General features: G+C 30.8%; 12 protein-coding genes and 1 pseudogene. 10 read left to right on the forward strand and 3 right to left on the reverse strand.

Annotated features, from left to right (window positions below):
- Positions 1-115 precede the first annotated feature (115 nt).
- The 8 genes and pseudogenes from ACMOUI_RS04490 (at position 116) to ACMOUI_RS04525 (ending at position 8,042) form a co-directional block, all read left to right on the forward strand.
- Positions 116-337 carry a helix-turn-helix domain-containing protein gene (locus ACMOUI_RS04490; RefSeq protein ID WP_418964549.1) on the forward strand — a complete coding sequence of 74 codons (222 nt, stop codon included), beginning with the start codon at positions 116-118 and terminating at the stop codon, positions 335-337.
- Between the two features lie 78 nt (positions 338-415).
- Entirely contained in the window at positions 416-1,333 is a 918-nt protein-coding gene (glsA, locus tag ACMOUI_RS04495) for a glutaminase A (protein WP_418964539.1), read from the forward strand.
- A gap of 9 nt (positions 1,334-1,342) precedes the next feature.
- Entirely contained in the window at positions 1,343-2,305 is a 963-nt protein-coding gene (locus tag ACMOUI_RS04500; protein WP_418964540.1) for an aromatic acid exporter family protein, read from the forward strand.
- A 32-nt stretch (positions 2,306-2,337) separates the two neighbouring features.
- A complete protein-coding gene (gene moaA / locus ACMOUI_RS04505; protein ID WP_418964541.1) occupies positions 2,338-3,318 on the forward strand; it encodes a GTP 3',8-cyclase MoaA in 981 nt (326 codons plus the stop codon).
- A 1-nt stretch (position 3,319) separates the two neighbouring features.
- Positions 3,320-3,727: pseudogene (locus ACMOUI_RS04510) on the forward strand (MOSC domain-containing protein); the annotation flags it as partial.
- Positions 3,728-3,754: 27 nt separating this feature from the next.
- On the forward strand, positions 3,755-4,360 hold the full coding sequence (locus tag ACMOUI_RS04515; RefSeq protein WP_418964550.1) for a copper homeostasis protein CutC: 606 nt from the start codon (positions 3,755-3,757) through the stop codon (positions 4,358-4,360).
- Between the two features lie 138 nt (positions 4,361-4,498).
- Entirely contained in the window at positions 4,499-6,196 is a 1,698-nt protein-coding gene (locus tag ACMOUI_RS04520) for a flavocytochrome c (RefSeq protein WP_418964542.1), read from the forward strand.
- A 235-nt stretch (positions 6,197-6,431) separates the two neighbouring features.
- Positions 6,432-8,042, forward strand: coding sequence for an AbgT family transporter (locus ACMOUI_RS04525; RefSeq protein ID WP_418964543.1), 1,611 nt, complete (start codon positions 6,432-6,434; stop codon positions 8,040-8,042).
- Positions 8,043-8,095: 53 nt separating this feature from the next.
- Here ACMOUI_RS04525 and ACMOUI_RS04530 read toward each other — a convergent pair whose 3' ends face one another.
- Together ACMOUI_RS04530 and ACMOUI_RS04535 are read right to left on the reverse strand one after the other, a co-directional pair.
- The gene (locus ACMOUI_RS04530) at positions 8,096-8,818 is read right to left on the reverse strand and encodes an MBL fold metallo-hydrolase (RefSeq protein ID WP_418964544.1); all 723 of its coding nucleotides are present in this window, start codon (positions 8,816-8,818) and stop codon (positions 8,096-8,098) included.
- 89 nt (positions 8,819-8,907) lie between these two features.
- Positions 8,908-9,120, reverse strand: a complete 213-nt coding sequence (locus ACMOUI_RS04535) for a hypothetical protein (protein WP_418964545.1) — start codon at positions 9,118-9,120, stop codon at positions 8,908-8,910.
- A 121-nt stretch (positions 9,121-9,241) separates the two neighbouring features.
- Between ACMOUI_RS04535 and ACMOUI_RS04540 the strand changes: the two genes are divergently transcribed.
- Together ACMOUI_RS04540 and ACMOUI_RS04545 are read left to right on the forward strand one after the other, a co-directional pair.
- Positions 9,242-9,952, forward strand: coding sequence for a cation:proton antiporter regulatory subunit (locus ACMOUI_RS04540; protein WP_418964546.1), 711 nt, complete (start codon positions 9,242-9,244; stop codon positions 9,950-9,952).
- A 73-nt stretch (positions 9,953-10,025) separates the two neighbouring features.
- Positions 10,026-10,619 carry an HAD family hydrolase gene (locus ACMOUI_RS04545; protein WP_418964547.1) on the forward strand — a complete coding sequence of 198 codons (594 nt, stop codon included), beginning with the start codon at positions 10,026-10,028 and terminating at the stop codon, positions 10,617-10,619.
- Positions 10,620-10,672: 53 nt separating this feature from the next.
- Here the strand turns inward: ACMOUI_RS04545 and ACMOUI_RS04550 are convergent.
- Positions 10,673-11,254: AbrB family transcriptional regulator (locus ACMOUI_RS04550; RefSeq protein ID WP_418964548.1), on the reverse strand; the 582-nt coding region annotated here is incomplete at its 5' end.

Here is an 11,254-nt window from a genome sequence, read left to right on the forward strand (position 1 = left end):
TTTATCAGAGGATAATATCATAAAAATAACTAGATTTATCAATAATAACTTAGAACATCCAAGTTTATCTATACAACAGTTACAAACTGTTTTTGGATTTAACAAAAATACTTTAATTCAACTTTTTAAAAAGAACTTTGGAGTTTGTCCCTCTAAATATATCATAACTAAAAAATTGGAATATGCTTCTACTCTACTTATTGAAACAGAGTTATCTGTTACAGAGATAGCCTCTAAATTAAATTTTTCTAATTCTAGTAAATTTTCTTTAAATTTCAAAGGAAAGTTTCTTTACACTCCTTTACAATTTAGGAAAAAATATCGAGAACTTAAATAACTTTGATTATTTATTTTGATATTTTCCTCTTTTTTATATATAATTAGTATAAGAAATGAAGAATTACGGAGGATATTCATGAAAAGTTTTTTAGAAGGTGTTATTAATAGAAACAGATATATTTGTGAGCTAGGAAAAGTTGCTGACTATATTCCTGGATTATCAAGTGCTGATAAAAATCATCTAGGTATATGTATAATGGACGTATCTGGTGAAATAGTTATGGCTGGAGATTTTGATATTAAGTTTACTCTTCAAAGTATCTCTAAACCTTTAACGCTTATGCTGGCCCTACTTGATAGAGGGGAAAAATATGTCTTTTCCAAAGTTGGAATGGAACCGAGTGGTGATGCTTTTAACTCTATCCGAAAATTGGAAACAGGAAGAATGAGAAAACCTTTCAATCCCATGATTAATGCTGGAGCTATTGAAGTTTGTTCTATGATAGAGGGAAAAAATAGTGAGGAAAAGTTTGAAAGAGTTCTCAATTTTATTAAATTAATATCTGGAAATAATACTCTAAAAGTCAACGAAAATATCTACAATGGTGAAAAGGAAACTGGAAATAAAAATCGTTCTATGGCTTACTTTTTAAAGGGAGAAGGTCTAATTACTGGGGATGTCGAAGAGGTGTTAGATATATATTTTAAACAGTGTTCCATTGAAGTCACTGCCATGGATTTAGCAAAAATTGGATTGTTTTTAGCTAGAGGTGGAGTTTTAGATAATGGACAACGTGTTGTCAGTGAGCATATAGCTACTATTGTTAAAACACTTATGGTCACTTGCGGTATGTATGATGGTTCTGGAGAGTTTGCTATAAAAGTTGGAATCCCTTCCAAGTCTGGTGTTGGAGGTGGAATACTATCAGTTATCCCTGGAAAGATGGGAATTGGTGTCTTTGGTCCAGCTCTAGATCTTAAAGGTAACTCTATCGGTGGAATTGCCATTCTAGAAGAGATTGCAGAAAATTTCAAATTTAGCATTTTTAATTAAGGAGTTACTATGTTTAAATATTTTGATCATAAAGTTATAAAAACAGCTTTGGCTTCATTCTTGGCTTACTATTTAGCTGATTATTTTGGTATAAAATACGGTCTTACCGCAAGTATTATTGCTATTATCTCTATTCAAGCAACTAAGAGTGATAGTATTAAAATTACTGTTGAAAGGTTTTTTGCTGTTATTTTAGGGATGTCTCTTTTTATTTTATTGTCATCGTTTTTAGGATATCACTATATCACACTGGGCCTTTTTATACTTCTTTTTATGCCTCTGTGTATTAAGTTTAGAATCGTTCAAGGATTCCTAGTTACAACAGTTTTAGCAACACATATTTTAAGTGAAAAATCCATCTCTATAGATTTTTTACTCAACGAGTTCTATGTTTTAATTTTAGGGTTGTCCATTGGAAATATTTTAAATCTATATATGCCTACCAATGGAAAAACTATAGATTCTATTAAATTGAAAGTTGATTCTATACTTAAACAGATTCTTTTTGATATTTCAGAAAGTTTAAAATGTAGCTGTGTCTCTGTCAATGAGGATAAAAACTTTAAAAATTTAAAAGCCACTATTGAAGAGGGACGAAAGTACTCTTTACTCGATTATGACAATACTCTTTTTGACAAGTGTAATGAAAACTTAAATTTTTTCTCCATGAGAAGAAGACAGTATAGAATTTTAACTAGAATGCGAACTTGTTTTAAAAGATTGTATATAACTCATGAATATAGCCTTATTATTGCAGATTTTATATCAAAAGTTTCTGAGAATGTTGAAGTTGATAAAAAAACTACTCCATTAATAAAAGAGCATAAAGATTTAAAAGAGCTTTTTTCAAATTTTCCTCTTCCTAAAACTAGAGCCGAATTTGAAAATAGAGCTACTCTTTTCCAACTTTTACAGGAGATGGAAGAGTTTCTTAATGCTAAAATCGAGTTTAAAAAAGATTATGAGAATTAAAATTCTAACCAATTTAATATAAAGGAGAGCCCATGTTAGATAAAAGTAAACGGCAGATAAACTACTTAAGGTTATCCATTACAGATCACTGTAATTTAAGATGTCAGTATTGTATACCTGAAAAAAATACAGATTTTTATAATAATTGTGATTTACTAAGTAGTGATGAAATAGAAAAAATTGTTAAAGCTTTTTCTTTAATAGGTATAAAAAAAGTTCGAATAACTGGTGGAGAACCTTTAATAAGAAAAGATTTTCAAAAGATTTTAAAAAAAATAAACAATACCCAGGGAATTGAAAAAATAGCTATTACTACCAATGGTTTTAAACTTCTAGAAAATTTAGATATTTTTAAAGAGAGTGGGCTAAATAGAATCAATATAAGTTTGGACAGTTTAAAACCCCACAGATATAGGGAGATTACACGTGGTGGAGATTTTAATAAAATTTTTGAAACTATAAAAAAGGCTGCTTCTAAAGGTTTTGAAAAAATTCGACTAAATGTAGTCATCATGAAGGGTATCAATGATGATGAGATTTTAGATTTTGTCAACTTAACAAAGGAGTTAGATATTGGTGTGCGTTTTATTGAGATTATGCCCATTGGAGAAGGGAAAAAATTTACTCCAATTAAAAACTCTGATATTTTGTCCTTTATCCAAAAAAACTATTGTTTAGAAAAAAATTCAAATAGCTCTACTGATGGGCCTGCATCCTATTATAAAGTCCCTGGTTTTCTAGGTGAAATTGGCTTTATTAGCCCTCTTTCCAACAGATTTTGTGACAGTTGTAATAGAGTTAGAGTGACATCAAATGGATTTTTAAAACTATGTTTGCACTATGATAAAGGTATCGATTTATTGCCATATTTAAAAGATAATACATCCATAGAGGAGCTTGCCTCTATAATAAAGGAAGCCATATATAATATAAAACCTAAAGAGCATCATATGGATAACAGTGAAAATGTTGAAAATATAGAATCTAAAGGTATGAACAAAATAGGAGGATAGTATGGGAAGGGTTATTGCAATTTGTATCAGTGAAAGTAAAGGGACTGAAAAAAGTGTTGTTGATAAAGGGGTTCTAATTGAAAATTTTGGACTTGAAAAAGATGCCCATGGCGGTAATTGGCATAGACAGATAAGTCTGTTAGAAGTGGAAAAAATCAATGATTTTAATGAAAGAGGGGGAGATGTTGATTTTGGAGCTTTTGGAGAAAATCTAATTATACAGGGAGTTGACTTAAAAAATCTCGCTGTAGGTAGTATCTTAAAAATTGGAGATTCCCTTCTTGAAATCACTCAAAAAGGAAAGCAATGTCATCATCATTGTAAAATATATCACAGAGTGGGAGACTGCATTATGCCTCGTGAGGGAGTTTTTGCTAAAGTTTTAAAAGGTGGAACTATTTTACCTAATGATTCAATTGAGGTTATTAAATCCCCTATAACTTTAGAAGCTTGCGTTGGTTCATATAAAGAGGCACTTTTAGCTGTTGAAAGAGGAGCTAATAGAATTGAACTTTGTGAGAACCTGTATGAAGGTGGAACTACTCCATCCTATGGAACAATTAAAAAAATTAGGGAGTTAGCTATTCCAGCTTTTATTATGATTAGACCTAGAGGAGGAGATTTTTGCTACTCTCAAAGTGAAATAGAGATCATGAAAGAGGATATTAAAATCTGTAAGGAGTTAGGAGTTCTTGGAGTTGTATTTGGAGTTTTAACAGAGGATAACAGAATTGATTACCCTCTTTTAAAAGAACTTGTTGCACTTTCAAAGCCCATGAGTATAACTTTCCATAAAGCGATTGATGAGGTAGATAATCCTGAAGATGATATATTAAAACTAGCTGAAATCGGTGTCGATCGTATCTTAACATCAGGTAAAAAGACCACTGCCTTTGAGGGAGCTAAACTTCTAAATAATTTTATTAAAATTGCTCAAAATAAGATAAAAATTGTAGTTTGTGGTGGAGTTACATATGAAAATTTTGAGGAAGTTAACAGATTAATTCCAAACACTGAATATCATGGAAAAAAAATCGTATAGTAGCAATACAAATGACGGAATATGTACTTTCCGTCATTTTTTATTATATTTTTCTTGATTTTTATTCACTTTTATTTTAAACTATCTCTATTGTATATTAGTATTATTACATACATAAATCGAGGGAGGAACATATCTATGAAATTTTTTAACAAAAAGCATATAAGTTTTTTAGCTTCTCTGCTTTTAACAGCAACTTTAGTACAGGGAAAAGAGTTTATCTCTTCTGCTAAAGGATACAATGGGGATATTAAAGTTAAAGTGGATATCACTAATAATGAAATTAAAAATATCGAAGTTTTGGAGGAGAAAGAGAGCAGTTTCACAAAAGATGGAATGAAATCAATAATATCAGATATTATTGAAACTCAATCAGTTAAAGTGGATAATGTAGCTGGTGCTACTTCTACTAGTGTGGGTTTAAAAAGAGCTATTGATAGAGCTATAAAAGAGTCTGGTGCTAAATTAACTCCTAGGGATAAAAAAGTTGTTGTCTATAATGATGTCACTACTGACGTAGTTGTTATAGGTGGTGGAGGTGCAGGTTTAACTGCTGCTATCGCTGCTAAAGACAATGGTTCCAATGTTATTTTAGTTGAAAAAGCCGCTATTTTAGGTGGTAATACTAACTATGCTACCGGTGGACTTAACGCTGCTGAAACTTCTGTACAGGAAGCAAAAGGTGTTAAAGACTCCGTTAATATCTTTATAGAGGATACTATGAAGGGTGGAAAAAATACAAATGATAAAAATTTAGTTACTAAAATGGCTAACTCTTCAGCTAAAATTGTGGATTGGTTAATGGAAAAAGGTGCTGATCTATCTGATCTTGGAAGAATGGGAGGACAGAGTGTTGATAGAACTCACAGACCTACTGGTGGAGCTCCAGTAGGACCAAATGTTATTGCTGCTCTTTCAGAAAGTGCTAAAAAATCTGGAGTTGATATTAGATTGTCAACTTTTGCTGAATCAATTATTTATGATGGAGAAGCTGTTAGAGGAATAGTTGTTAAGGCTCCAAATGGTCAAAAATATACTATTAACTCTAAGGCTGTTGTTATTGCCACTGGTGGTTTTGGAGCAAATTCTGAGATGGTTGTTGAGAATGTTTCATCTTTAAAGGGATTTGGAACTACAAATCATAAAGGAGCAACTGGTGATGGAATAATCATGAGTAAACCTCTTAATGTTGATCTGATTCATATGGATCAAATTCAAACTCACCCAACAGTTATTCCAACTAATAGTGTTATGATAACAGAGGCTGTTAGAGGTAATGGAGCTATCCTTGTAAATAGAGATGGAAAAAGATTTGTCAATGAGTTAGATACTAGAGATGTTGTTTCTAAAGCTGAACTTGCACAAAAAGGTGAAAGTGCATACCTTATGTTTGATGAAACTGTTAAGAAAAGTTTAAAAGCTATTGATAGTTACGATAAAAAAGGTTATCTGACTAAGGGAGATACCATTGCTGATTTAGCTAAAAAATTGGGTATCCCATCTGAAGAGTTAGAGAAAACTTTCTCAAGATATAATGAAAGTGTTAAATCAGGACAAGATTCTGAATTTAAAAGACAGAGTTTACCAACTACTTTAACAGTGGGACCTTTTTACAGTGTTGAGGTAGCTCCAGCTGTTCACCACACTATGGGGGGAATTAAAATCAATGAAAATGCTGAAGTATTATCTAATAATGCCCCAATAAATGGTCTTTTTGCAGCTGGAGAAGTCACTGGTGGAATCCATGGTTCTAACAGATTGGGTGGAAATGCTGTTGTTGATATAACTGTTTTTGGTAAAATAGCTGGAGAAAACGCAAGTAATTTTTCTAAGTAAATTGTTTATTTTAAAAACTATAAGTTTATAAAACGCATTTAATGATTAATTAAATGCGTTTTTATATTTCTTTTTTTTGAATTTTGTATTGCTTTATAGCACAATTTATGTTAAAATCAGTTGAGTCTATACCACATAAATAGATTCAATATATTTCATAAATGGAAATTGTGAAAAATATTTTTCAATTTTTCTACTTATTCCATCAATTCACTTTATTATTAGGGAGGAAAAAATGTCTACAAATTCTACAACAAAAAAATTGAGCTTTTTTGAGAAATTCTTAAACTTTGTAGAAGTTACAGGAAATAAGTTACCTCATCCAGTTGCCATGTTCTTTGGTTTCTTTGTGATAACTATTATATTTTCTATGATACTTTCTTACACTGGTGTCTCTGTAAACTACAAAGAGATCTCAAGAACGACTGGACAGGTTATTGAAAAAACAACTTATGTTCAAAATCTTCTAACAAGAAGCGGAATTAGAGGTATTTTCGGTTCAACAGTTAAAAACTTTACTGGCCATGCTGCATTGGGATCAATCGTTGTTGCAATGCTTGGAGTTGGATTAGCTGAAGGAACTGGATTACTAAACTCTATCATAAAAAAAATCGTTCTATCAACTCCTAAACAACTTGTTTCGGCTATAGTTGTTTTTGCTGGAGTTATGTCAAATATCGCATCTGATGCTGGATACGTTGTACTTATTCCACTTGGAGCAGTTATTTTCCTATCTTTTGGAAGACATCCACTTGCAGGTATCGCTGCAGCTTTTGCTGGAGTTTCTGGAGGGTTCTCTGCCAACCTTTTAATCGGTACTACTGACCCTTTACTTGGAGGAATAACTACTGCTGCTGCACAGATCGTTCTACCTGGATACTCTGTTACTCCTACTGCAAACTTCTTCTTTATGTTCGCATCAACTTTTTTAATCACTGCTGTCGGAGCATGGATTACAGATAAAATTGTTGAACCTAGATTAGGGGAGTACAAAGGTCCTAAAACTGATGTTAACTTAAATGATCAAATTAGTCCTGAAGAGAAAAAAGGATTAAGAGCTGCTGGATTAGCTACTATTGCATTCATTATACTTGTTCTACTTATGGTTTTACCAGAAAACGCAATTTTCAGATTAACCCCTGAAGAGATTGCTAAGTTTGTGGCTGAAAACAATAGAGAGCCTGGAACTATGGAGATTTTAAAACCTTTCTTTAGTGACTCTATCGTTTACATTCTTATGCTAGCGTTCTTTATTCCTGGACTGGCTTATGGAGTTGCTGCCAAAACAGTAAAATCGCATAAAGATGTTATTAAATCTATGACAAAAGCTATGGCTTCTTGTGGTCAAGTTCTAGTTATTATCTTCGTTTCAGCACAATTCGTATATGTTTTCTCTAAATCTAATATCGGAATTGTTATTGCAGTTAAACTTGCTGATGTATTAAAGGATTTAGGAATATCTGGAATCTGGGCTGCAGTTGGTCTAATATTCTTAACTGCATTCGTTAACCTATTTATAGGTGGAGCTTCATCTAAATGGTTAATGCTTTCTCCAGTTTTCATTCCTATGTTTGTTGAGTTAGGATTAACTCCTGAATATACTCAATTAGCATATAGAATAGGAGATTCAACTACTAATATAATATCTCCACTTATGTCATATTTTCCAATTATTGTTGGATTTGCTTCTAAATATGAGGAGAAAGAGGGATCTATGGGTATTGGAACTATTATTGCAATGATGCTTCCATATTCAATAGTATTCCTAATTGGATGGACAATTATGTTTATCGCATGGACTTACTTAGGGTTACCAATTGGACCTGGAGTAAGCATGTTTATGTAAAAAAAATAGGAATGAAGACACTATGTCTTCATCCTTTTTATTTTTAAAACTACCTATATATCCTTCTCCTCGCCAATCTCTATCAACTCTATATATTTTTTCAACTCTTTTCTTGAACTCTCTCCCTTTGAGAAGATAGTTATTACCTCTTCAGGATTCAATGTTCTAATAAAACTATTTAACATCACCAAATCCATTGTTTTCTCCCCTGTAAAATAACTATTTTTTATATGACCAATATTTGCAATCAAAATATTTATAGGGTAGTAGATTAAAGTCTTTATTATATTTTCTTGATAGATGGTATCTCCTGTTATATATATTCTTTTTGCCTTTCCCTCTCTATCCACAATAGTTAAGAGATATCCATTGGCTTTCCCCAAGATTGGATTTGATAAAAAACCTCCACCTCTATAGGTTGGTATAACTTCAACTATAAGTCTATAGCCCTTTATCTCTAGCTCTCTTTTCTTAAACCAGTCTAAAAAATAGATGTTTGCATTTTTTTTATCTCTTAAAAATTGCCCACACTCTTTTCTAGCTATAATTTTAGCATCATCTTCAATTACTTTAGCTCCCTCTTCATCAAAGTTATTTGGACTACACTCTGTTATTAGCCAAAGTTTAATATTTTTTAAAGCTTCATCTGTAGATCCAACAATATTGATCTTATCTCCTTTTTTCTCATTAAATGATGGATTAGATGCAATTTTAAACTTTTTATCAACCTCTATAAACCAACAAGACCTTCCTAAAAATTTAAATTTTAATTCCATACTATCCTCCCAGAAATTTCACTTATTTGTTTTTTCTAAAAATTTCGCTTTATTCCTTCAAAAAAAAAAGATATCCTTTTGGATATCCTTTATTTTTCAGTCTTTATGACACCGTCTGTATATTCTATTTTTATAACTTTATCTGTAAAGGGAACCTCTTGTGTTACAAATCCAGTAAATAATTTATCCTTATAATATAACTTAGTTCCTTTTAACTCTAAATTCTCATCTCCAAACTTAACCTCTTTTTTCATGCATCCAACCAAGGATAAAATTGCTACAAATAGTAATATTTTTTTCATAACAGGACTCCTAACTAATTTTTTTAATTTCATTATAGCACATTTTTACTCTTTAATTAAAAGGATTTTATCTTTTTAATAGTAATTATTTTATATCAAATAAATTTTTACAGGTGGTGTTATGAGTACTGACTTCGCAATTTTAGCCTTTTTTAGCCTAATGTTAACTTATCTTTTAATTTGCGAGATATTTACTATTCTTTTCAGATTGACTGGTCTCACTGAGGAAACTGCAAGATTTCAAGTTATCTCTATGCTTACAACTTGTGGTTTTACAACTGCTGAAAGTGAACTTGTAACCTCTTCACGAAAAAGAAGAAAATTAGCTTTTATCACTATTCTTTTTGGCTATATTTTCTCTGTTACAATTGTTTCAATGGTAATAAATTTTTTTATGAGACTAAATGATGGTTACAGCTTTCAATTAATACTAAAAGTTGTATCTGCAATTATTGTTCTTATTATCATATGGTATTCTCTTCTTAAAGTAAATTTCGTGAAAAATAATTTTGACAAATTTATCAGTAAAATTGGTATAAAAGCTATGTTTAAAAACCAACACAATCCCATTATGATTCTTGGAATTTTTAAATCTGAAGTTATCGCTGAGGTGACCATCACAAATCTTCCAGAGGAGTTTAATAATATACAACTAAAAAACTCCAATATTAGAGTTAACTACAATTTACAAATTTTAACTATTATAAGAGATGGGGATGAAACACTAAGTGTTAATGGAGACACGATTTTAAAAAACGGTGATAAAGTTATCGTTTTTGGATCACTTAAAAATATTAAAAAACTTTTTATAAAGGAGAAAGATTTTTTGTAAAATTACTATTGATGTTTTCTATTTTATGAGGTATTTATATAATAACCCTAAATTATTTTTTGAAGGAGGCATTATGAAAAATATAGTATTTGATATTGGTAATGTTCTGCTAGATTTTCATCCACAAGAGTTTTTAAAAGGATTAGGATTTGAAAAAAATATTGAAGAAAGGTTATACAAGTTAATTTTTTTAAGTGAAGAGTGGGCAGAGTTGGATAGAGGCTCCATCGATTATGAGGTGGCTGAAAAGAGTTTCAAAACAAAAGCTCCAGAGTTAAAAAAAGAGATTTCCTTAATTTTAGAAAAATGGCATGAGATGCTAGTTCCTATTGAAGCCAATGTTGATCTTTTAAAAAGTTTAAAGAGTTATGGATACAACATATACTATCTTTCAAACTTTCAAAAAGATGTCTATGAGAAGATGTACAATAAGTATGATTTCTTAAGAATTGGGGATGGGGGCGTTATTTCCTATCAAGTTAACACTTTAAAACCCGATCACTTCATATATGCAATATTGCTCTCAAAATATAATTTAGACCCTGATGAAACTCTATTTATAGATGATAACTTCGCTAATATTGAGGAAGCTAAAAAAATAGGTTTCCATAGTGTTTTATTCACTGATTGTGATGAACTTAAAAATTCAATCAAACCATTACTTTAAAATTTTTAAAATTTAAAAAGAACCCTTTTCTCATTTTGAAAAGAGTTCTTTTTTTAATCTATAAACTTTACAATAATCTGTATCAATATTGGGTAAAGACTCACTATAGAAACTAATCTCATCAGCTGAATAATCGCTACTTTAGGGGTATCAGCTCCCATCTCACTGGCTATTATTGAGATATCTGAAACTCCTCCTGGAGCTGCTGAAAAAAGAGAGGTGGCTATATTAAAATTACTCACTCTATAAACTATCATTCCTATAACTATATTCATTATTAAAAATCCAATAATTACAACAATTACCAGATGTAAAAGTTGACTCATTTCCAATACATCTTTTACAGACACTTTAATCCCTATTAGAGCCCCTCCAAACATTTGAATCAACTGTCTCAAGGGTATGGGCATATATCCTCTATTAAAAAATATATTAAAAATACCCACTCCTACCATAGAAAAGCTTAAAGCTCCTGCAGGAATTTTAGATAAGTAACCAATATATCCAGCTAAAATTCCAACTATCACTGTTAATGATATATTTATTAAATTATTTTTTTCATCTTTTTTACTCTCTTTTTCATTTTTGATACTGGATTCCACTGTTAAATTTTTTCTAATAATTTTTTTTAAAAA

Origin of the sequence: Cetobacterium sp. (assembly GCF_048470075.1) — a bacterium.
Lineage (GTDB): Bacteria > Fusobacteriota > Fusobacteriia > Fusobacteriales > Fusobacteriaceae > Cetobacterium_A.